The organism is Streptomyces sp. NPDC002671, assembly GCF_053592475.1.
This window is the reverse complement of sequence record NZ_JBSFVU010000028.1, coordinates 80616-102670: the sequence shown is the minus strand read 5'-3', so window position 1 is coordinate 102670 and position 22055 is coordinate 80616. Positions and strand designations below refer to the sequence as shown.

Genomic DNA, 22055 nt, shown 5'->3' with positions numbered 1-22055 from the left:
GGGCGGGGGGGGCCCGGGGGGGGGCGGGCGGTGCGGTCCCCCCCGGCGCAAGCCGTCGCCGCGACCGCGGTCGCGGCGACGCTCCGGCTGCCCGTGGCCCGTATCGGCACGCTCCCGTCCGGCCTCCCCGCGCCCTCCCTCTCCTTCCTGGACCTCTCCCGCGTCCCCTCCCTGCTCGCCCCGGCGGCGGCCGTGGCCGCGCTCGCCGCGCTGGAGTCGCTGCTGTCGGCGTCGGTCGCCGACGGCATGCGGCCGGGCGAACGGCACGAACCGTCCAAGGAGTTGTTCGGGCAGGGCATCGCCAACCTCGCGGCCCCGCTGTTCGGCGGGGTCCCGGCGACCGGCGCGATCGCGCGGACCGCGGTCAACGTCCGTACCGGCGCCGCCTCCCGGCTGGCGGCGCTCGCGCACGCGGTGATCCTCGCCGGGATCGTGGCGGTCGCCGCCCCGCTGGTGGGCCGGATCCCGCTGGCCGCGCTGGCCGGGGTGCTGCTGGCGACGGCCGTACGGATGGTGGAGCGGGACGCGGTCCGGGCGATGGCGAAGGCCACCCGCGGCGACGCCCTGGTGCTGGCCCTGACCGCCACGGCCACCCTCGCGCTGGACCTGGTGCGGGCCGTGCTGATCGGGCTCGGCGTCTCGGTGCTGCTGGCGCTGCGCGCGGCGATGCGCGCGACCCGGCTGACCCCGGCCGCCGCCGACGAACTCCCGGGCGAGGCGGGCACGGTGACGTACCGGTTCGACGGCCCGCTGCTGTTCGCCGCCGCCCACCGCTTCCGGTGCGGCCTCGCCGGCCTGCACGACGGGGTCTCGGCGGTCGACCTCAGGCTGTCGGGGCTGACGGCGGTGGACGCGACGGGCGCGCTGGCGCTGAAGGAGGCGGTGGGCGAGCTGCGCGGGCGGGGCGTCGAGGTCCGCATCAGCGGGGTGGGCGTGGACCACCGGCGGGTCCTGGAGTCCTGCGGGGTCCTGGCGGCTGTCAGCCCCAGCACGGACAGGGGGGTTGTCCCCAGTGCGGCGGGCGCGCCGGCTTCCTAGGGTGGAGCGCATGAGCGCACTGGACCCGCAGCGGGTCGGACTCGAGAAGGAAGCCGACCTCAAGAAGGAACTCGACGCCACCCTGCGGGCACGCGGGGAGCTGGGCGCGGAGTACGACTCCGCGCTGGTCGACTCGTTCCTGGAGAAGGTCGAGCAGCGCATCGGCGAGAGCGTGGACCGCCGTGTGCGGCGGCACCTGGCCGAGCAGCAGATGGCGACCGCGCGCGGGGGCCGGGGGCCCCGGCCGGCCGACTCGTGGGCCGACCGCTACGGCTTCGCGCTCCTCACGCTGGTGCTGGCCATCCCGCTGTCCGCGATCGCCGCCGTCGAGGGCCTGCCCGGGATGGTGACCGCCTGGCTCGGCATCGTCGGCGTCAACCTGGCCCAGGCGGCGCGCCTCAACCCGGAGATCTTCCGGGCTCGCCAAGACCGGTCCGCCGAACAGGACTGAGGCTTGCTGATGGCGATTTGAGAGCGACAAAAACCGCAACCACCAATTGAGCAACCCCAACGGCGAGCAACCACCTCCGCGAAAGCGGCGCCGGTTTAGGCGCAAAAAACCGCGGGGACCGCCGCACCCCCGTTTCCGGGGGGCGGGACGACGGCGGTCCCCGCGCGGGACGCGGGCCGGGTCAGGGCCGGGCAGCGCGTCCGAGGCGTCCATGGAGGTCCGGGAGCCGCTCCGGAGGTCCGTGACGCCGTTCGGCGCCGGCCTGGGCGGGGAGCCGTCCCGGTGCTCGATGCCCGGGAGTTCCCATCGCCCTGCCGACGCCTCCAATCTGCCGGACCCGTGTTAAGCGAGTGCTGCGCGCACGTGACACGCTCGTACCACTTGCGAAACGGCTCGATCGGCCGCCGTCACCGCAAGTTCGCCGCCGCCACGTGCAGTTCACCGGACGTTTGCTACTTGTTCCCGCCCTTGGCGAGGAAGGCCAGCAGATCCTGCCGGCTGACCACACCGGTCGGCTTGCCCTCGACCAGGACGATCGCCGCGTCGGCCGTGCCGAGCACCGACATCAGGTCGCCGACGGGCTCGCCGGAGCCGACCTGGGGCAGCGGCGGGCACATGTGCTTCTCCAGCGGGTCCTCCAGGGAGGCGCGCTTGGAGAACAGGGCGTCCAGCAGCTCCCGCTCGACGACCGAGCCGACGACCTCGGCGGCCATCACGTCGGGGTGACCGGCGCCGGGCTTGACGACCGGCATCTGCGAGACGCCGTACTCGCGCAGCACCTCGATGGCCTGGCCGACGGTCTCGTCGGGGTGCATGTGCACCAGGGACGGAATGGCGCCGTGCACCTTGTCCGCGAGGACGTCGGCGACGCGGGCGCTGGGGCCCTCGTCCTCCAGGAAGCCGTAGTCGGCCATCCACTCGTCGTTGAAGATCTTGCTGAGGTAGCCGCGCCCGCTGTCCGGGAGCAGCACCACCACGACATCGTCCGGGCCGAGCTTCTCGGCGACGCGCAGCGCCGCGACGACGGCCATGCCGCAGGAACCGCCGACGAGCAGCCCCTCCTCCTTGGCGAGGCGGCGGGTCATCTGGAAGGAGTCCTTGTCGGACACGGCGACGATCTCGTCCGCGACGGTGCGGTCGTAGGCGGTCGGCCAGAAGTCCTCACCGACGCCCTCGACCAGGTACGGGCGCCCGGAGCCGCCGGAGTACACGGAGCCCTCGGGGTCGGCGCCGATGACCTTGACCTTGCCGTCGCTGGCGTCCTTCAGGTAGCGGCCGGTGCCGGAGATGGTGCCGCCGGTGCCGACGCCCGCCACGAAGTGGGTGATCTTCCCCTCGGTCTGCTCCCACAGCTCAGGGCCGGTCGAGTGATAGTGCGAGAGCGGGTTGTTGGGGTTGGAGTACTGGTCGGGCTTCCAGGCGCCGGGGGTCTCGCGGACCAGGCGGTCGGAGACGTTGTAGTACGAGTCCGGGTGCTCAGGGTCGACGGCCGTCGGGCAGACGACGACCTCGGCGCCGTACGCGCGCAGCACGTTGATCTTGTCGGTGCTCACCTTGTCGGGGCACACGAAGATGCACTTGTAGCCCTTCTGCTGGGCCACGATCGCCAGGCCCACGCCGGTGTTGCCGCTGGTCGGCTCGACGATGGTGCCGCCGGGCTTCAGCTCGCCGCTCTGCTCGGCCGCCTCGATCATGCGCAGGGCGATGCGGTCCTTCACGGAGCCGCCAGGGTTGAAGTACTCCACCTTGGCCAGGACGGTGGCCTGGATGCCCTCGGTCACGTTGTTGAGCCGCACCAGCGGGGTGTTGCCGACGAGGCTGATCATCGAGTCGTGGAAATGCACCGTTGTCTCCGGTTGCTTGCAAAAAGAGTGGTCGTAGTGGTTAAGCCAGCGTACGGCCCCCGGGTGACGTACGGAGGGCGTTCACTCCCAGTGGAGATTGGCGCACGCCTTGTACGGGGCAAGGAGTGGGTGTACGGCTACGAGGAGGTGGCGGCGACGCATGACGAACATGTCGAGGGCGAGAGTGGCCCGGCGCATCGCGGCCGGAGCGGCGTACGGCGGCGGAGGCGTCGGGCTCGTCGGTGCGGCGGCCATGGGGCTGCTGCTGGCGGAGGTACGGATGGCGCGGCGCCATGTGGGCAACGGCAGCGGCGGGCGGGTGCCGGCGGCCGACGGCGTGTACGGCCAGGCGTACGACGTCCCCGGCGAACCTCCCCTCCGGCTGACCCTGCTCGGCGACTCCACGGCTGCGGGGCAGGGCGTGCACCGCTCGGGGCAGACACCGGGGGCGCTGCTGGCGTCGGGGCTGGCGGCGGTGGCGGAACGCCCGGTGGTGCTGCGCAACGTCGCCCTTCCCGGGGCGCAGTCCGATGACCTGGACCGCCAGGTGGCCCTGGTTCTGTCGTCGCCCTTTCCCGTCCCTGACGTGTGCGTGATCATGATCGGCGCGAACGACGTGACGCACCGGATGCCGCCGACCCGTTCGGTACGGCACCTGTCGGCGGCGGTACGGCGGCTGCGGACGGCCGGTGCCGAGGTGGTGGTGGGCACCTGCCCTGATCTCGGCACCATCGAGCCGGTGCAGCAGCCCTTGCGGTGGCTGGCGCGGCGGGCCTCGCGGCAGCTGGCGGCGGCGCAGACGATCGGGGTGGTGGAGCAGGGCGGGCGGACGGTGTCGCTGGGCGACCTGCTGGGCCCGGAGTTCGAGGCGAATCCGCGCGAGCTGTTCGGGCCGGACAACTACCACCCCTCCGCGGAGGGCTATGCCACGGCGGCGATGGCCGTGCTGCCGACGGTGTGCGCGACGCTGGGCCTGTGGCCGGCGGAGGAGGAACGGCCGGACGTCTCGCGGCGCGAGGGCTTCCTGCCGGTTGCCCGTGCCGCCGCGGAGGCCGCGTCGGAGGCGGGCACGGAGGTCACGGCGGCGATGCCGACGGGGCCGAGGGGACCGTGGGCGTTGCTCAAGCGCAGGCGCCGCCGCCGCGTACCGGAAGCCGAACCAGCAGCCCCGACGCTGTGACTCTGCCGAGCTCCAAGCAAGCGCTTAGTAAATTGCGGCCAGTGTCACACCACAACACCGGTGACCTGGCCCATACGTACGGGTAACTTCCCAAGCGGCCCTGCCCAACCCTCTGTCAGCCACTGGAGCCGTGATGCCCGAAGCCGTCATCGTCTCGACCGCCCGTTCCCCGATCGGCCGCGCTTTCAAGGGCTCCCTCAAGGACCTGCGCCCGGACGACCTCACCGCCACGATCATCCAGGCGGCCCTCGCCAAGGTCCCGGAGCTGGACCCGCGCGACATCGACGACCTGATGCTCGGCTGCGGCCTGCCCGGCGGCGAGCAGGGCAACAACCTCGGCCGCATCGTCGCCGTACAGATGGGCATGGACCACCTGCCGGGCTGCACGATCACCCGGTACTGCTCCTCCTCGCTGCAGACCTCCCGCATGGCCCTGCACGCCATCAAGGCCGGCGAGGGCGACGTCTTCATCTCGGCCGGTGTCGAGATGGTCTCCCGGTTCGTCAAGGGCAACTCCGACAGCCTCCCGGACACGCACAACCCCTTCTTCGCCGAGGCCGAGGCCCGCACCGCGGCCGTCGCCGAGCAGGAGGGCACCACCTGGCACGACCCGCGCGAGGACGGCCTCGTCCCGGACGCCTACATGGCGATGGGCCAGACCGCCGAGAACCTCGCCCGCTGGAAGGGCGTCACCCGCCAGGACATGGACGAGTTCGGCGTCCGCTCGCAGAACCTCGCCGAGCAGGCCATCAAGAACGGCTTCTGGGAGCGCGAGATCACCCCGGTGACCCTCCCCGACGGCACGGTCGTCAGCAAGGACGACGGCCCGCGCGCCGGCGTCACGCTGGAGGGCGTATCCGGCCTCAAGCCGGTCTTCCGCCCGGACGGGCTCGTCACCGCCGGCAACTGCTGCCCGCTCAACGACGGCGCCGCCGCGGTCGTCATCATGAGCGACACCAAGGCCCGCGAGCTGGGTCTCACCCCGCTCGCCCGCATCGTCTCCACCGGCGTCTCCGGCCTGTCCCCGGAGATCATGGGCCTCGGCCCGGTCGAGGCGTCCCAGCAGGCGCTGCGCCGTGCCGGTCTGACCATCGACGACATCGACCTGGTCGAGATCAACGAGGCCTTCGCCGCCCAGGTGATCCCCTCCTACCGGGACCTCGGCATCGACCTCGACAAGCTGAACGTGAACGGCGGCGCCATCGCCGTCGGCCACCCCTTCGGCATGACCGGCGCCCGCATCACCGGCACGCTCATCAACTCCCTGCAGTTCCACGACAAGCAGTTCGGTCTGGAGACGATGTGCGTCGGCGGCGGCCAGGGCATGGCGATGGTCATCGAGCGCCTCAGCTGATCACACGCCTCGGCTGATCGACGTTCCGTAGCGAACCGACCACCGTACGTCGGTCAAGGGTCCGGAACCTGGGAAACCCCAAGGTTCCGGGCCCTTTTGTGATCCAATCTCCCCCAGGATGTGACCTATCTCCCTCGCCGTGGACATCTGCGCAGGTCAACGCAGATCAACGCCGTTCCCTGGGGAGCCTCGCAGCGAAAGTCCTGTCCGTTTCGTGACGTTACGCACTGACAGGCGGTTAGTCCGCCCTTCAAGCTGATGTAGGAAGTCGGGGGTCGACTTTGAACCAGGGAGTGTGTCAGTGAGCGCCATGCCGATCGCCCTGCTGCTCACCACGGCCGCCACCGGCGCCGTGGGCGTCGCCGTCCTGCGCACCGTGCTGAAGCTGCGTCGTCAGCTCGCGCAGCTGCAGCGGCAGCTCGACGCGAACGCCGAGAGCGACGCCGCCGCGACGCGCGCCCTGCTGCCGAACGCCCGCAGCCACGCCGACACCGACCAGATACGGGCGGCCGTGGCCGAGGCGCTCGCCGAGGAGCGCGAGCGGGAGCTGGCCGAGGCCCGCGCCTTCTGGGCGGCCCAAGAGGCCCGCGACGCCTCCGACGCGCCCTCCCTGCTCGGCCTGCACGACTCCGACCTGTTCCTGCCCCGGCAGGCCGACTTCGCGGGCCTGGAGCCGCTGGAGCCGGTGTCCGAGCCGACCGCCGACGCCGACGAGGTCGCCGGGGAGTCCCCGGAGCTGGCCGCGGCCCGCCGCCGCCACCCCTCGCACCCCGACTTCGTCCCGGTGCAGTCGCCGGTCGTGAACGACCACGAGCGCACGGCGACCACGCTGGAGCAGCTGGCCGCCGAGCGCACCGAACTCTCCGACGTCCGCCCCGGCCCGCTCGGCACCCTCGACGTCTACGTCTTCGCCGACGGCACCACCCTGTGCATGACGCCGGGCCACCGCGAGACGGCGGAACACCTGGCGGCGTCCCTGCGGTCCGGTGAGTCCCCGTACCTCCTGGGCGGTTCGGGCATCTCCGGTTCGTACACCCTGACCTTCGCCTGCGGCAAGGACGGCGAGGACATGGTCTACGTCCTGGCGGACCGGGTCATCGCGTCCCTCTGAGGGCCCTGAGATCCGAGGGCCCTGAGATCCGAGGGCCCTGAGATCCGAGGGCCCTGGGGGTCAGACCCCCGCCCGCTTCCGGGCCTCCTCGACCACGCGCACGGCCTGCTCGACCTCGTCCTCGCTCTTCAGGACCAGAGCCAAGTCATGCGCGGCGACGAGAATTTGGTCGGCCGCCGCGAACATCCCCGCGTCCGGCATCTCCCGGGGCTCCGTACCCGGCTCCTCCACGCGCTGCACCCAGCTCGCCAACTCCCGGGCCAGCGCCAGAGCCTCCGCGGCGGCGCCCCGCTGGAGCCGACTCTGCGGCGCCGCCCGCAGGCGGTCGGCGAAGTGATCCACGGCTTGGGTGAGGGGCGTCGTATCAACCACGCGCCCGAGCGTAACGTGCCGCACTGTTGCCAACACGCCAACGCTCAGGCACGGTGACGTGAAGGACCGGCTTCATCGATCGCGTCCGGAGGCGCCGATGTCCCAAGTCTTCTCGGAAGAGACCCACCGCAACCTGCTCGCCCGCATCCCCCATTGCACCGGTCGTGAAGTCTCCGACTGGCTGCGCACCGTCGAAGAAGGCCCCGCACTCTTCCGCTTCGAGGAGAAGGTCAGCTGGCTCCGGCACGAGTACGACCTCGCGTACGGCCATGCCAAGGCGATCGTCCACGAGTACGACCTGAGGAGGGCGGCGCGAAAGCTGCGCTGAGAAGCCTGAAGGGCCCCGGGTCGAACCCGGGGCCCCTCTCACAGCTCACCCGGCCTGAGGCTCGCTCAGGCCGAAACCGGCTAGTCGTTGTTGGTGAAGATCGCCACCAGCCGGAGCATCTCCACGTAGATCCACACCAGGGTCATGGTGAGGCCGAACGCGGCGAGCCAGGACTCGTTGCGAGGGGCGCCGTAGGCGATGCCGTCCTCGATCTGCTTGAAGTCGAGGGTCAGGAAGAACGCGCCGAGCACGACGGCGACGATGCCGACGAGCGCACCGAGCGGGCCGAAGCTGCGCAGTCCGCCGTCCTCGGCGACGCCGAACGCCACCAGCAGCAGGTTGATCGCCATGACCACCACGAAGGCGATGGCGATGGACATGCCGATGCGGGCGTAGCGTGCGGTGACGCGGACCCAGCCGGCCTTGTAGACCAGCAGCGTCGCGGCCGAGACGGCCATGGTGCCGAGCACCGCCTGGAAGGGGGCGCCGTTCCAGCGGCTGTTGTACATCTCGCTGACGACACCGAGGAAGACGCCCTCGAAGGCGGCGTATCCGAGGATCAGCGCGGGCCTCGGGGTGCGCTTGAAGCTCTGGACCATCGCCAGGACCATCGCGATGAGCGCGGCCCCGATGGCCAGGCCGTAGCTGGTGGCCGAGACCGGCAACAGCGCCCAGGCGAGGACGGCGCCGACGGCGACCGTGCCGAGCGTGAGGGCCGAGCGGACGATGACGTCGTCCATCGTCATCCGGTCGGTGGTGGCCGGGGCCTGCGGCATGGTGCCGTACGGCGCGCCCTGCTGGGCGTACGGGTTCTGGGCGTAGGGGTTCTGCGCGTACGGGTTGCCCTGTGCGTACCCGGCCTGCGGTGCGGCGTTGAAGCCGGCGTAGCCGTTGTCGCGGCTGAACCCCCGTCGCGAGAAGACCGGGTTGCTGCTCCTCATTTCACTCCTCCACGGCCACCCTGCGTGGCTTCGGCCTCAAGAGTAATGGATTGGCAAAGGATCATCCGTAATACCTGAGGAGGATCTTTCCCTCGCCGTGTTGCGCAACACGCTACGCGGACGGCCGATTCCCGGCTACGGCAGCCCCCGGGGGAAACCGGTGTACGTCCCGGTGGGCGGCACGGTGCGGACGGCGCCGCCGTGGAGGAGTCGGAGGGAGTGAAGGGGAAGAAGGGGAAGGAGGAAGTGCCCGGAGCCGGACTCGAACCGGCACGCCCGCGAAGGGGCAGCGAGGTTTAAGCTCGCCGTGTCTACATTCCACCATCCGGGCTGGGCACGGGCTCCGCTTCGGGGTTCGAGACTATCGGGAGGCTCCTCCCGAACAACGGCCGCACGGAGCGCTGTTGTCTTATTTTATTGACGCCTGAGGGTGCATCAGACCACGGAACTAGCCACGCTTACTTGCCACTTAGCCTGCTGCGACATGGAATCGCGTGCGCGCGGAATGACGGGATTTCACCACCTGAACGAGGGTGTGCCACCTGTTTTGCGCCACATGCTCCGTCAGCTGACGAGCACTGCTCCAGGCCGGCTCCAGGCCGGCTCCAGCCGGCCTCGAGGCCTTACGTCCTCGGGGTCGGCCGTCCTCCCCAGGTATGACACGGGCCCGCCCCGTCCGACCCGAGTCGCCCCCCGGAACCGGAACAGCGACTGACTCCACGGACGCTCTGCGCGGGGACGATGGATGAGTCCCCACGAACGCACGTCGTCCCGACAGGAGCACCGTCCCGTGACCACCACACCCACCGCCGGCCGGACCACGACCGTGGCCGCACGCGCCACGGAGCTGTCGAAGATCTATGGGCAGGGTGAGACCCGGGTGGTCGCCCTGGACCAGGTCTCCGTCGAGTTCCGGCAGGCCGAGTTCACCGCGATCATGGGCCCGTCCGGCTCCGGCAAGTCCACGCTGATGCACTGCGTGGCCGGCCTCGACACCTTCTCCTCCGGGTCCGTGCGGATCGGCGACACCGAGCTGGGGTCCCTGAAGGACAAGCAGCTGACCAAGCTGCGCCGGGACAAGATCGGCTTCATCTTCCAGGCGTTCAACCTGCTGCCGACGCTGACCGCCCTGGAGAACATCACCCTTCCGATGGACATTGCGGGCCGGAAGGCCGACAAGGCTTGGCTGGATCAGGTCATTCAGATGGTCGGGCTGTCCGGCCGACTCGGCCACCGGCCCTCCCAGCTGTCCGGCGGCCAGCAGCAGCGTGTCGCCGTCGCCCGCGCGCTCGCCTCCAAGCCCGAGATCATCTTCGGTGACGAGCCCACCGGAAACCTCGACTCGCGCTCCGGCGCCGAGGTGCTGGGCTTCCTGCGCAACTCCGTGCGGGAACTGGGCCAGACGGTGGTCATGGTGACCCACGACCCGGTGGCCGCCGCCTACGCGGACCGCGTGGTCTTCCTCGCGGACGGGCGGATCGTCGACGAGATCTACGGCCCCACGGCGGACTCCGTCCTCGACCTCATGAAGCAGTTCGACGCGAAGGGCCGTACCAGCTGATGTTCCGCACGGCCCTGCGCAACGTCCTCGCGCACAAGGCCCGGCTCCTGATGACCGTGCTCGCCGTCATGCTCGGCGTGGCCTTCGTCTCCGGGACCCTGGTCTTCACCAACACCATCTCCGACGCCTACCAGAACAGCTCCGCCAAGGGCTTCGACCAGGTCGACGTCGCCGTCCAGCCCAAGCACCAGGACTCCAAGGGCAACCGGGTCGGCACGACACCCGAGCTGACCCAGGCGCTGCTCGACAAGGCCGCAAAGGTCCCGGGCGCCGCCTCCGCCACCGGTGTCGTCAGCGGCTTCACCGCGATCGCCGACAAGCACGGCAAGCTGGTCGGCGGCGGCTGGCAGTCCCAGGGCGGCAACTACTGGGGCACCAAGGACGCCCGATACCCGCTGACCGCCGGGCACGCCCCGCACGGCAGGGGCGAGGTGCTGATCGACTCCAAGACCGCCGAGCGCACCGGATACAAGGTCGGCGACACCGTGCGGCTCTCCGTCGACGGCCCGGTGCTGACCCCGGTCGTCAGCGGCATCTTCACCACCGACGACGGCAACGTCGCCGCGGGCGGCTCCCTGGCCCTGTTCGACACGCCGACCGCGCAGCAGCTGATAGGCAAGAAGGGCACCTACGACGAGATCGACGTGCGGGCCGCGGCCGGCACGAGCCAGAGCGCGCTCAAGGCCGGGCTCGACCGGGCGCTGCCGTCCCGCCTCGTGGAGACCACCACCGGCAAGCAGCTCGCCGACGACCAGGCGCAGGCCATCGCCGACGGGATGAGCGGACTGCGGCAGGCTCTGCTGGTGTTCGCGGGCATCGCCCTGTTCGTCGGCACGTTCATCATCGCCAACACCTTCACCATGCTGGTCGCCCAGCGCACCAAGGAGCTGGCCCTGCTGCGGGCGGTCGGCGCCTCCCGCCGGCAGGTGACGCGTTCGGTGCTGATCGAGGCGTTCGTCGTCGGTACGGTCGCCGGCGTGGCCGGTCTCGTCGCCGGCATCGGCATCGGCGCGGGGCTGCGCGCGCTGCTCGGCTCCTTCGGCGCGACCGTGCCCGACGGGCCGCTGGTGATCACGCCGGGCACCGTGGTGGCCGCCCTCGCGGTCGGCATCGTCATCACCGTGCTGGCCGCGTGGCTGCCGAGCCGCCGGGCCGCGAAGATCCCGCCGGTGGCGGCGATGAGCAGCGTGCACGCCAAGGCCACCACCAAGTCGCTGGTGCTGCGCAACACGATCGGCGCGCTGTTCTCGGCGGCCGGTGTCGCGGTGGTCCTCGCGGCGACGACGATGAGCACGGACTCCGCCCAGGGTCCGATGGGCCTCGGCGCGGTCCTGCTGATCATCGGCGTGTTCATCCTGACCCCGCTGCTGTCCCGTCCGCTGATCGCGGCGGCGGCTCCGCTGCTGCACGTGTTCGGCGTCTCGGGCAAGCTGGCCCGCCAGAACTCGGTGCGCAATCCGCGCCGTACGGCGGCGACCGCGTCGGCGCTGATGATCGGCCTGACCCTGATCACGGGCATGACGGTGATGGCGGGCAGCCTGCAGAAGTCGATCGACAAGATGGCGAGTTCGGCGATCCGCGCGGACTACGTCGTGTCGATGGCCAACCGCTCCGCGCTCTCCCCCGACGTGGCCGACAAGCTCGCGGGCGCGAAGGGCATCACCGCCAGCAGCCCGCTGCGCAACGGCATCTCCCGCGTCGACGGCGGGACGGAGTTCCTGACCGGCGTCAACGGCTCCACGATCGGCGAGCTGACGGACCTGAAGGTGGCCGACGGCTCCTTCACGGTGGGCGGCACGCGGGTCGTCGTCGACAAGGACAAGGCCAAGGAGCACGGCTGGAAGGCCGGTTCGCACTTCACCGCGCACTTCGAGGACGGCGCGGCGCGCACGCTGACGGTCGCCGGGGTCTACGAGGGCAACGACATGATCAACGGGATCATGCTCGACAACAAGGTCCTCACCCCGCACCTGAAGGACCCGGCCGACATGCAGGTCATGGTCAAGACGGCGGCCGGCGCGTCGAGCGCGGCCAAGGACAGCCTGGAGAAGACCCTCGGCTCCAACCCGGCGATCAAGGTCCAGGACAAGCAGGACATCTCCGACTCCATCGCGCAGATGTTCACGATGATGCTGAACATGGTCTACGGCCTGCTCGGCATGGCGGTGATCGTCGCGGTCCTGGGTGTCATCAACACCCTGGCCATGTCGGTGTTCGAGCGCTCGCAGGAGATCGGCATGCTCCGCGCGATCGGCCTGGACCGCTCCTCGGTGAAGCGGATGGTCCGTCTGGAGTCCCTGGTGATCTCCCTGTTCGGCGGTGTGCTGGGCATCGGGCTCGGCGTGTTCTTCGGCTGGGCGGCCGGTGAGCTGCTGGGCACGAAGATGTCGACGTACGAACTGGTCCTGCCCTGGGCCCGCATCGCGGTCTTCCTGCTGCTGGCGGGCGGGGTCGGCGTCCTGGCCGCCCTGTGGCCGGCCCGCCGCGCGTCCCGCCTGAACATGCTGGCGGCGATCAAGGCCGAGTAGCGCCGGGCAGCCGTACGACAGCCGAGGGCCCCGCTCGCAACGCGCCGAGCGGGGCCTTCGCCGTACCTACAGGTGTCACCCGTGCCAGGTGCGCGGGCGCGGCGGCAGGCCGGAGGCGCCCGCCTCGGGGGTCCGGACGGCCAGCACCTGGTTGACGCCGATCCGGTTGCGCTCGAAGGCGAGCGCGCAGGCCGCCATGTAGAGGCGCCAGACGCGGGCCCGGCCGGGGCTGGTGAGGCGGACCGCGCGGTCCCAGTCGGCCTCCAGGTTGGTGACCCACCGGCGCAGGGTGCGGGCGTAGTGCTCGCGGATCGACTCCACGTCCCGGACCTCGAACCCGGCCCGCTCCAGCTGGGTGACGGTGGTGCCGAGGGGGGCGAGTTCGCCGTCGGGGAAGACGTAGGCGTCGATGAACTCGTCCACGCGGTACGAGGACTCGTCCCGCTGCGGGCGGCGGGCGATCTGGTGGTTGAGCAGCCGTCCGCCGGGCTTGAGCAGGCCGTACAGCTCGCTCGCGTAGTCCAGGTAGCGTTCGGCGCCGACGTGTTCGGCCATGCCGATGGAGGAGATGGCGTCGTAGGGGCCGTCCGTGACGTCCCGGTAGTCCTGGACCCTGATCTCCACCCGGTCGGTCAGGCCCTCGTCGGCGACGCGCTTGCGGGCGTACGCCGCCTGCTCCTGGGAGAGGGTGATGCCGACGACGCTCACGCCGTGCTCACGGGCCGCGTGGATGGCCATCGAGCCCCAGCCGCAGCCGACGTCCAGCAGCCGCTGACCGGGGGTCAGGCCGAGCTTGTGGCAGATCAGTTCGAGCTTGTCGCGCTGGGCCGACTCCAGGGTCCCGCCGTCCTCCCAGTACGCGCACGAGTAGACCATCGACGGGCCGAGGACCAGCGCGTAGAAGTCGTTGCCGACGTCGTAGTGGTGGCTGATGGCCCGCTTGTCACTGTGCCGGGTGTGCAGATGACGGCGCCGGCGGACCTCCTCGCGGGGCGGGGCCGGCGGGACGGGCGGCCCGGTGAGCTTCAGCAGCTCGCGTACGGCGGCCCGTACGCCGGGGTCGCGCAGCGCCTGCGTGAGGCCGCGGGCGCCCTCCCCGCGCTCCCACACCAGCCCGGCCATGGCGTCGAGCGCGCTGTACAGATCCCCCTCGATCTCCAGGTCGCCGGAGACCCAGGCACGGGCGAGGCCCAGCTCGCCCGGTTTGAACATCATGCGGCGCAGCGCGCGGCGGTTGCGCAGGACGAGCGCCGGTGCCTCCGGCGGCCCGGCCTGCGACCCGTCCCACGCCCGCAGGCGCACCGGGAGCGGAACTCCCAGCAGCTGCTCGGAAAGCCTCCTCAGCCGCGACGCGGCGTCGGTCATGGTGCCCACCTCCAAGACGACGATCCCGGATGCCGGTTACCACGTAAACACCGACGGCTACGTGGCGCAGTCCCGCGAAGGAGTTACAGCTGGTCATTTTTCTTCGCCGCGACAACCCGTGGAACGCCGAAGGACCCCCCGCACCACGGATAGCGGGAGGTCCTTCGGGTGGATCAGTGACCGGAGGTCAGGAGGCCTGAGGTCAGGAGGCCTTGGCCTTCTCCTCGGTCTTGGGCGCGGCGGCGACCGGCGCCGGCTTGGCGGCCTCGTAGAACTCGTCGCGCGGGTTCTCCATGGCGCCCAGCGACACGACCTCGCGCTTGAGGAACATGCCGAGCGTCCAGTCCGCGAAGATGCGGATCTTGCGGTTCCAGGTCGGCATCGCCATGCCGTGGTAGCCACGGTGCATGTACCAGGCGAGGCGGCCCTTGAGCTTGATCTTCATCTTGCCGAAGACGATCATCGCGACGCCCTTGTGCAGGCCGAGACCGGCCACCGCACCCTTGTTGGCGTGCTCGTACTCCTTCTGCGGGAAGCCCCGCATACCGGAGATCACGTTGTCGCCGAGGACCTTGGCCTGGCGCAGCGCGTGCTGGGCGTTCGGCGGGCACCAGGCGTTCTCGTTGCCCGCCTTGCGGCCGACGACGTCCGGGACCTGGGCGTTGTCGCCGGCGGCCCAGATGTAGTCCGTACCCTGCACCTGGAGGGTGGCCGCGGTGTCCACGTGGCCGCGCGGGCCGAGCGGGAGACCGAAGCGGGCGAGCGCCGGGTTCGGCTTGACGCCGGCGGTCCACACGATCGTGTTGGAGTCGACCTCCAGGCCGTTCTTCAGCACGACGTGGCCGTCGACGCAGGAGTCCATGGAGGTGGAGAGGTAGATCTCCACGCCCCGGCTCTCCAGGTGCTCCTTGCCGTACTGGCCGAGCTTGGGGCCGACCTCGGGAAGGATCTTGTCGGCGGCGTCGACGAGGATGAAGCGCATGTCCTCGCGGGACACGCTCTTGTAGTACTTGGCCGCGTCCCGGGCCATGTCCTCGACCTCACCGATGGTCTCCGCGCCCGCGAAGCCGCCGCCGATGAAGACGAAGGTCAGTGCCTTGCGGCGGAGCTCCTCGTCAGTCGTGGAGTCGGCCTTGTCCAGCTGCTCCAGGACGTGGTTGCGCAGGCCGATGGACTCCTCGATGCCCTTCATGCCGATGCCCTGCTCGGCAAGGCCGGGGATCGGGAAGGTACGGGAGACCGCGCCCAGCGCGATGACGAGGTAGTCGAAGGGCAGCTCGTACGCCTCGCCCACCAGCGGGGCGATCGTGGCGACCTTGCGGTCCTGGTCGATGGTGGTGACCCGGCCGGTGAGGACCTCCGCCTTCGGGAGCACGCGTCGCAGCGGGACGACGACGTGGCGAGGGGAGATGCTGCCGGCGGCGGCTTCGGGGAGGAAGGGCTGGTAGGTCATGTACGACCGGGGGTCGACGACCGTGACGGTCGCCTCTCCGTAGCGCATCTTCTTCAGGATGCGCCGAGCTGCGTACAGGCCTACGTACCCACCGCCTACTACGAGGATCCTGGGACGCTCCGTGGTGCTCATGCCATCGAGTATCCACCCGGTCAGGGAGGGGTGCTCGTGCGCCCCTTCACAAGGTCCGACAGGGCCTGTGTTAATATCCGCGGCCCGCGTGACGCAGGTCATGCCGGCGGGCCGGAACCCCTGGGCGGTCTGCCCCGTTGTCAAGGCCGCGTGAGCTGCCTCTCTGGGCTTTCGGGGTGGCTGTGAGCACCTCGCAACACCCCTGGATCAGACCCGTTCGCGCCACTTTTCCGGCCATCGTCTGAACATGTTCAAACAGCTCCGGAGCCCCCGGAAGGGCCTATCGGCCCGTTTTCGTGGTGCCACTTGGCCTAAATCCTTGTGAAGAACTTCACGAAGTTTTCCGACCGGCCGTCACCGAGGGGCCCCTGAGGGCCCCTCAGCCCCGCTCAGACGTTATCCGACCTGCTCAGCCGACTGCTACTGGCCAGTAATAAAAGAGAGTCACGCCACCGGGCGCATGCTGCCTGGGTCACCGACCGCGTGCGGGCTAGGCCACCGACCACGCGATGCCGTCGAGGATGTCGTGCTCGCTCACGACGACCTCCTCGGCCCCGGTCCGCTCCATGATCGCGAGCAGCACGAGGGCGCCGGCGCCGATGACGTCGACGCGGCCCGGGTGCATGGACGGGACGGTCGCCCGCTCGGCGTGCGTGGAGCGCAGCAGCCACTCGGTGATCTCGCGGACGCGCTCACGGGAGATCCGGGAGTGGTGGACGCGCGCGGAGTCGTACTCGGGCAGGTCCTGGGCGATCGCGGACACCGTGGTGACCGAGCCGGCCAGGCCCACCAGGGTGTGCGCCCGGCGCAGCGGGACCGACTCCTCGGCCAGGTCCAGGGCGGCCTCGATGTCGGCCCGCATGGCGGCGATCTCCTCCGCGGTCGGCGGGTCGCTCACCTTGCCGCCCTGCGCCAGGTGCCGTTCGGTCATGCGCACGCAGCCGACGTCCACGGAGCGCGCGGCCCGCACATGGTCGTCGCCGACGACGAACTCGGTGGAGCCGCCGCCGATGTCCACGACGAGGTAGGGCCGGGTCAGGTCCTCGCGGCCGGCGAGTTCCTTCGTCGCACCCGTGAAGGAGAACTCGGCCTCCTGGTCGCCGGAGATGACCTCGGGCTCGACGCCGAGGATGTCCACGACTCCGCGCACGAAGTCGTCCCGGTTCTCCGCGTCCCGGGAGGCGGAGGTGGCCACGAAACGCACCTTGGGGGCGCCCAGTTCGCGGATGACGTCCGCGTACTCCCGGCACGCGGCGAAGGTCCGCTCCAGCGCCTCGGGCGCCAGCCGCCCGGTGCGGTCCACGTCCTGGCCGAGCCGCACGATCGTCATGCGCCGGTCCAGCTCCAGCAGTTCACCGGTGGCCGGGTTCACGTCCGCGACGAGCAACCGGATGGAGTTCGTGCCGCAGTCGACGGCCGCGACCCGGGAGAAGCCCTCGGGGACCAGCGGGCGCTCGGCAAAGAAAGCGCTGCGGACCTCGGTGGGGTCGAGGACCGCGCCCTCCTCGCCCGGGTGCTCGTCCGCCGGATCGGGCGCCACGAGCGGCTGCACGCACGGCCCCTTCGCCCACCACTCCGGCAGCATCGCGAGCGCCTCGTCGCCGAGCGGGTTGACGCCCGGCCCGGCGGCCAGCGAGTGGCCGACCAGCACGTGCAGGCACTTCACCCGGTCCGGCATGCCGCCCGCGCTCGGGAAGCCCTCCAGGACCTCGATCGCGTCGCGGCGCCGGATGTAGTCCTCGTGCGCCGCGCGGTAGGCCGCCGCCAGTTCGGGGTCGGTCTGCAGGCGCTCGGTCATCTCCTTCATGACGCCGTTCGCCTCCAGCGTGCCGATCGCGGAGGCGGCGCGCGGGCAGGTCAGGTAGTACGTCGTCGGGAAGGGCGTGCCGTCGGGCAGCCGGGGTGCCGTCTCCACGACGTCCGGCTGGCCGCAGGGGCACCGGTGCGCGATCGCCCTCAGCCCGCGCGGCGGTCGCCCGAGCTGCTGCTTGAAGGCCTCGACGTCCGCGTCGGTCGGCTCGGTACGCGGAGTGGGCGGCGGAGGCGTTTCCATGACTGTCTTCGGCTGTCTTTCTGTCGGTTCACTGGTCGGAGGCGTCGGACTTGTCGACGCCGTCCCAGACGTTCGCGTACCAGGGCCGGCGGGAGGCCCCGAGTCGGGCGCGGGACTGCTTGGCCGCGCCCGGGGCGACGACCACGTATCCGGTCTCCCCGGGCATCACATAGTGCAGCCGGCGCCGGATCTGCTGCTCGGCGTAGGAGTCGTCCTGCCAGCGCGCCTTGAGGTCGCGCAGCTGCTCGACGCGCCGGCGGGCCTGTTCCCGCTGCCGCTGGAGGTCGGAGATCTCGGCGCGCTGGGAGACGTACTGCCGCATCGGGTAGGCCAGGGCGACGATGAGCGAGCACAGCACCAGGGCGAGCAGGGCCGCGCGGCCGGTGAGCCGGGAGCGGCGGGCCTGCCGCTTGGTCTGGGAGCGGTAGACCCGGGCCGCCGTCTGCTCGCCGAGCAGGCGCAGCCTGGTCGCGGTGGAGAAACGGTCCCGGTCCTTCACTGCCATCTGGCTCTCCGCCTCCCCTTTCACACGCACGTACGTCCCCGGACACGGTACGGGACCGAGTGCGGGGACGTACGTACGACTGGCTAAGGCTTACCCCGGGTTGGGTCAGCCCTTGGAGATCTCCACGCTGCCCCTGAAGCGCGGGAAGGCGCTGCGGCCGGCGTACACCGCGGCGTCGTCGAGGATCTCCTCGATGCGCAGCAGCTGGTTGTACTTGGCGACGCGGTCGGAGCGGGCCGGGGCGCCGGTCTTGATCTGGCCGCAGTTGGTGGCGACGGCCAGGTCGGCGATGGTGACGTCCTCGGTCTCGCCGGAGCGGTGGGACATCATGCACTTGTAGCCGCTGCGCTGGGCCAGCTCGACGGCGTCCAGGGTCTCGGTCAGCGAACCGATCTGGTTCACCTTCACCAGCAGGGCGTTGGCGGTGCCCTCCTCGATGCCGCGGGCGAGGCGCTCGGGGTTGGTGACGAACAGGTCGTCGCCGACCAGCTGGACCTTGTCGCCGAGCTTGTCGGTGATGACCTTCCAGCCGGCCCAGTCGTCCTCGAACAGCGGGTCCTCGATGGAGACGAGCGGGTAGTCCGCGACGAGCTCCTCGTAGTACTCCGTCATCTCGGCGGCGGAGCGCTCCTTGCCCTCGAAGAGGTACTTGCCGTCCTTGTAGAACTCGGACGCGGCGACGTCGAGCGCGAGCGCGATCTGCTCGCCGGGGATGTAACCGGCCTGCTTGATGGCCTCGAGGATGAGGTCGAGGGCCTCACGGTTGGAGGGCAGGTTCGGGGCGAAGCCGCCCTCGTCGCCGAGGCCGGTGGACAGGCCCTTGCCCTTCAGGACCTTCTTCAGCGTGTGGTAGACCTCGGCACCCCAGCGCAGGGCCTCGGAGAAGGACTCCGCGCCGATCGGGGCGATCATGAACTCCTGGATGTCCACGTTGGAGTCGGCGTGCGAGCCGCCGTTCAGGATGTTCATCATCGGCACCGGCAGCAGGTGCGCGTTCGGGCCGCCCAGGTAGCGGAAGAGCGGGAGGTCGCTGGCCTCGGAGGCGGCGTGGGCCACGGCCAGGGAGACGCCGAGGATGGCGTTGGCGCCGAGGGAGCCCTTGTTGTCGGTGGCGTCCAGGTCGAACATGGCCTGGTCGATCAGGCGCTGCTCGGTGGCGTCGTAGCCGACCAGCTCCGGGCCGATCTGCTCGATGACGGCGAGGACGGCCTTCTCGACACCCTTGCCCAGGTAGCGGTTGGGGTCACCGTCGCGCAGCTCGATGGCCTCGAAGGCACCGGTGGAGGCGCCGGACGGGACGGCGGCACGACCCGTGCTGCCGTCGTCGAGGCCGACCTCGACCTCGACCGTGGGGTTGCCTCGGGAGTCCAGGATTTCCCGGGCTACGACGACGTCGATGGACGGCACGAGCATCTCCTTCTTGGGATGTGACGCTGGAAGTGCGGGGCGTGTGCCTTGCGGCTGTGCCTTGCGCCTAGAGCCTAACCGTCCATGGGGCGTCGGCCACCGACCGACCGCCCCGTGGACAGGCAAACGGTACCCATTGTTCACGCCCGGAACAAAGGGGTTCCCGGGTGAGCCCCGGGTGAAGAGTGGGGAAAGTGCGGCGGAAAGCGGGGAGGAGAGCGGCGGACAGCGGGGACACAAAAGCCCCGCCCCGGCGCGTACGGGGGAACACGCACCGGGGCGGGGGGACTGGGGGCCGCGCCTTACTTCAGGTGCAGCTGCTGACCCGGGTAGATCAGGTCGGCGTCCTGGACGATGTCCTTGTTCAGGTCGAACAGCTTCTTCCAGCCGCCCTTGACGCCGTGCTTCTCGGCGATGGTGCTGAGGGAGTCGCCCTTGACGACCTTGTACTCGCCGTCGCCCTTCTTGACCTTCTTGCCGGTCGGGGTGGTGACGGTCGCGCTCTTGCCCGTGCTCTTGGCCGGGGCCGTGCGCTCGGCGGAGCGGGAGGCGGCCTGGTCGGTGGAGCGGGTGGTGGTGGCCTTCGGGGCCGCCGCGGTGCCGTTGTACGGCGTGTTCGACAGGCCCGTGCCGCAGACCGGCCAGGCACCCTTGCCCTGGGCGGCGAGGACCTTCTCGGCGACGGTGATCTGCTGCGCCTTGGTGGCCTGGTTGGCCTGCGGGGCGTAGGCGGTGCCGCCGTACGCGGCCCAGGTGGAGGCCGAGAACTGCAGGCCGCCGTAGAAGCCGTTACCGGTGTTGATGGACCAGTTGCCGCCGGACTCGCACTGGGCGACCTTGTCCCACTCGGCGGCGGTGGCGGCGGAGGCGTTGCCGGCCGCCATGAGCGGGGCGGCGACAGCGGCGCCGGCGACTCCGGCGAGCGCGATGGCGCGGGTGGCCTTGAACGGGCGGCGGTGCTTGCCCTTGCCGGTGAACAGCATGGATCGATCCCCTCACCGACGCCTGCGAGGTGAGCTGTCGGGTTCGGGCCGGTTGAGTTGCCCGGCCGCGGCCCTTTCGGGACGCGGCTTCACCCCAAGCCGCAACCGACGTCAACTGCCGGTTTTGGCACTTACCTTGGGTCCCCCGCTCCTGCCTACGGCGCATGATGCGACGACTGTTCCCGGGCAACCGCTGGCAGGATTCGGCGTTGCGACTGCCGGGGCTCGTGGTGACGAGCGGCCTTGACCGTAGCCACGCGATCCGCGGAATTTCAAAGACGATCAGGGCTTCTGAGACTCATCCCACACTTTCACCAAACCGGACATTCAGGCGCTTAGTGGGGCGTCAACTCCCGCTACTTCTGGCCCGTTTCCGCACCGATTTCCAGGGTCTGACCGGCGGCGATGTGGTTCGGGTCGGCGCCGATGACCTTCTTGTTGTGGCCGTAGAGCGCGCGCCATCCGCCGTCGACGTCAAGGGAGTCGGCGATGGAGCAGAGACTGTCTCCCTCACGGACCTCGTAGGTGCTCGCATCGGGGGACGCGTGACGGCCGGACCGGGTGGCGTTCTGACCGTTTGTCACGCTTTCGTCCGCACTGACGCCACGGTGACGTCCACCACTGCTGAGCGAGCCGGTGTCGACGAGGCTCCAAGAGCCACCGTTCTGCCAGGAATTGTCCGAGTCGTCCGTTGCGGGGTCCGTGGTGGCGCCGCCATCCCCCTGTCCGTTTTGAGTGTCGGACGACGTGGACTTGTCGGACTTGGGGGTTTTGCCCCCCTTGCCCGCACCATGGCTCGCGCCCGGGGACGGCTTGGCGGTGGCGTCCGAGGAGTCGGACGACCTCGACGGGGACGACGAAGGCAAAGAGGGTGACGAAGGCGGCGAATCCGACAGACCGGGCGAGTCGGAAGTGTCGGCGGAGTCGGACGAATCCTGGCCCTGCTGACCCTGCTGGCCCTGCTGGCCCTCCGACGAATGCCTGGACTCGGAGGAGTCACCGGAGCCGTGCGAGCCGGAGTCCGAGTCCGAACCCGGGTTTCCGACGCCCGTGTCGACGTCCACGGAGCCGGAGTGCGCGGTCAGGCCGTTGAGCAGGGCGCAGGTGGCCCAGGGGGTGGTGCCCCGGTCGGCGAGGATCCGCTCTGCCACGGCGATCTGCTGCGAACGGCTGGCCTGGTCGGCGCTGGAGGCGTACTTCGTGCCGCCGTACTTGTCCCAGTCGTCCTGGGAAATCTGCAGGCCGCCGTAGTAGCCGTTGCCGGTGTCGGCGCTCCAGGAGCCGCCGCTCTCACACTCGGCCACCTTGTCCCACGTGGTGCCGTCGGCCGCGTTGGCGCTCGCCGCGCCCAGGAGCGGGAGGGCGATGGCGGAGCCGGTTACTCCGGCCGCGACGAGGAGAGCCGGGGCCTGACGGGGGCGACGGTGACGACCGTTCCCGGTGAGCATG

General features: G+C 70.5%; 18 protein-coding genes, 1 tRNA gene, 1 pseudogene and 1 riboswitch. Of the genes and pseudogenes, 8 read left to right on the top strand and 12 right to left on the bottom strand.

Annotation, left to right across the window (positions count from 1 at the left end; genetic code table 11):
* Both ACWD35_RS34155 and ACWD35_RS34150 read left to right on the top strand, forming a co-directional pair.
* Window positions 1-1038: SulP family inorganic anion transporter (locus tag ACWD35_RS34155; protein WP_451355228.1), on the top strand; the 1038-nt coding region annotated here is incomplete at its 5' end.
* 10 nt (window positions 1039-1048) lie between these two features.
* On the top strand, window positions 1049-1489 hold the full coding sequence (locus tag ACWD35_RS34150) for a hypothetical protein (protein WP_451355227.1): 441 nt from the start codon (window positions 1049-1051) through the stop codon (window positions 1487-1489).
* Window positions 1490-1941: 452 nt separating this feature from the next.
* Here ACWD35_RS34150 and ACWD35_RS34145 read toward each other — a convergent pair whose 3' ends face one another.
* Window positions 1942-3333 carry a cystathionine beta-synthase gene (locus ACWD35_RS34145; RefSeq protein WP_451355226.1) on the bottom strand — a complete coding sequence of 464 codons (1392 nt, stop codon included), beginning with the start codon at window positions 3331-3333 and terminating at the stop codon, window positions 1942-1944.
* A gap of 160 nt (window positions 3334-3493) precedes the next feature.
* On the opposite strand from ACWD35_RS34145, the gene ACWD35_RS34140 reads away from it, so the two are divergent.
* The 3 genes from ACWD35_RS34140 (at window position 3494) to ACWD35_RS34130 (ending at window position 6978) form a co-directional block, all read left to right on the top strand.
* Complete coding sequence (locus ACWD35_RS34140; RefSeq protein WP_451355225.1) at window positions 3494-4513, top strand: SGNH/GDSL hydrolase family protein; 1020 nt, start codon at window positions 3494-3496, stop codon at window positions 4511-4513.
* A 133-nt stretch (window positions 4514-4646) separates the two neighbouring features.
* Window positions 4647-5867: an acetyl-CoA C-acetyltransferase gene (locus tag ACWD35_RS34135; RefSeq protein ID WP_451355224.1), complete on the top strand. Its 1221-nt coding sequence runs from the start codon at window positions 4647-4649 to the stop codon at window positions 5865-5867.
* Window positions 5868-6177: 310 nt separating this feature from the next.
* Complete coding sequence (locus tag ACWD35_RS34130; RefSeq protein WP_451355232.1) at window positions 6178-6978, top strand: LapA family protein; 801 nt, start codon at window positions 6178-6180, stop codon at window positions 6976-6978.
* Window positions 6979-7038: 60 nt separating this feature from the next.
* Here ACWD35_RS34130 and ACWD35_RS34125 read toward each other — a convergent pair whose 3' ends face one another.
* Window positions 7039-7350, bottom strand: coding sequence for a hypothetical protein (locus ACWD35_RS34125; protein WP_451355223.1), 312 nt, complete (start codon window positions 7348-7350; stop codon window positions 7039-7041).
* Window positions 7351-7447: 97 nt separating this feature from the next.
* Between ACWD35_RS34125 and ACWD35_RS34120 the strand changes: the two genes are divergently transcribed.
* Entirely contained in the window at window positions 7448-7678 is a 231-nt protein-coding gene (locus tag ACWD35_RS34120; RefSeq protein WP_451355222.1) for a DUF4287 domain-containing protein, read from the top strand.
* Window positions 7679-7758: 80 nt separating this feature from the next.
* Here the strand turns inward: ACWD35_RS34120 and ACWD35_RS34115 are convergent, their stop codons facing one another.
* Window positions 7759-8619, bottom strand: a complete 861-nt coding sequence (locus tag ACWD35_RS34115) for a Bax inhibitor-1/YccA family protein (RefSeq protein ID WP_451355221.1) — start codon at window positions 8617-8619, stop codon at window positions 7759-7761.
* A 247-nt stretch (window positions 8620-8866) separates the two neighbouring features.
* Window positions 8867-8950 (bottom strand) — tRNA-Leu (locus tag ACWD35_RS34110).
* 459 nt (window positions 8951-9409) lie between these two features.
* Here ACWD35_RS34110 and ACWD35_RS34105 point away from each other — a divergent pair.
* Entirely contained in the window at window positions 9410-10180 is a 771-nt protein-coding gene (locus ACWD35_RS34105; protein WP_451355220.1) for an ABC transporter ATP-binding protein, read from the top strand.
* Window positions 10180-12708 carry an ABC transporter permease gene (locus tag ACWD35_RS34100; RefSeq protein WP_451355219.1) on the top strand — a complete coding sequence of 843 codons (2529 nt, stop codon included), beginning with the start codon at window positions 10180-10182 and terminating at the stop codon, window positions 12706-12708. Before ACWD35_RS34105 ends, ACWD35_RS34100 begins: the two co-directional genes overlap by 1 nt.
* A 75-nt stretch (window positions 12709-12783) precedes the next feature.
* Here the strand turns inward: ACWD35_RS34100 and ACWD35_RS34095 are convergent, their stop codons facing one another.
* From ACWD35_RS34095 to ACWD35_RS34060, 8 genes and pseudogenes are all read right to left on the bottom strand, one after another.
* Window positions 12784-14073, bottom strand: a complete 1290-nt coding sequence (locus tag ACWD35_RS34095; protein ID WP_451355218.1) for a class I SAM-dependent methyltransferase — start codon at window positions 14071-14073, stop codon at window positions 12784-12786.
* A gap of 202 nt (window positions 14074-14275) precedes the next feature.
* Complete coding sequence (locus ACWD35_RS34090; protein ID WP_451355217.1) at window positions 14276-15658, bottom strand: NAD(P)/FAD-dependent oxidoreductase; 1383 nt, start codon at window positions 15656-15658, stop codon at window positions 14276-14278.
* Between the two features lie 490 nt (window positions 15659-16148).
* Window positions 16149-17105, bottom strand: coding sequence for a Ppx/GppA phosphatase family protein (locus ACWD35_RS34085; RefSeq protein WP_451355231.1), 957 nt, complete (start codon window positions 17103-17105; stop codon window positions 16149-16151).
* 201 nt (window positions 17106-17306) lie between these two features.
* Window positions 17307-17711: pseudogene (locus tag ACWD35_RS34080) on the bottom strand (DUF501 domain-containing protein); the annotation flags it as partial.
* Window positions 17712-17739: 28 nt separating this feature from the next.
* The gene (locus ACWD35_RS34075; protein ID WP_451355216.1) at window positions 17740-18216 is read right to left on the bottom strand and encodes an FtsB family cell division protein; all 477 of its coding nucleotides are present in this window, start codon (window positions 18214-18216) and stop codon (window positions 17740-17742) included.
* Window positions 18217-18321: 105 nt separating this feature from the next.
* Window positions 18322-19629: a phosphopyruvate hydratase gene (gene eno, locus ACWD35_RS34070; protein WP_451355215.1), complete on the bottom strand. Its 1308-nt coding sequence runs from the start codon at window positions 19627-19629 to the stop codon at window positions 18322-18324.
* A gap of 296 nt (window positions 19630-19925) precedes the next feature.
* Window positions 19926-20606: a transglycosylase family protein gene (locus tag ACWD35_RS34065; protein ID WP_451355214.1), complete on the bottom strand. Its 681-nt coding sequence runs from the start codon at window positions 20604-20606 to the stop codon at window positions 19926-19928.
* 4 nt (window positions 20607-20610) lie between these two features.
* Window positions 20611-20779, bottom strand: a riboswitch (cyclic di-AMP (ydaO/yuaA leader).
* Window positions 20780-20962: 183 nt separating this feature from the next.
* Window positions 20963-22054, bottom strand: a complete 1092-nt coding sequence (locus tag ACWD35_RS34060) for a transglycosylase family protein (protein ID WP_451355213.1) — start codon at window positions 22052-22054, stop codon at window positions 20963-20965.
* Window position 22055: the final 1 nt, after the last annotated feature.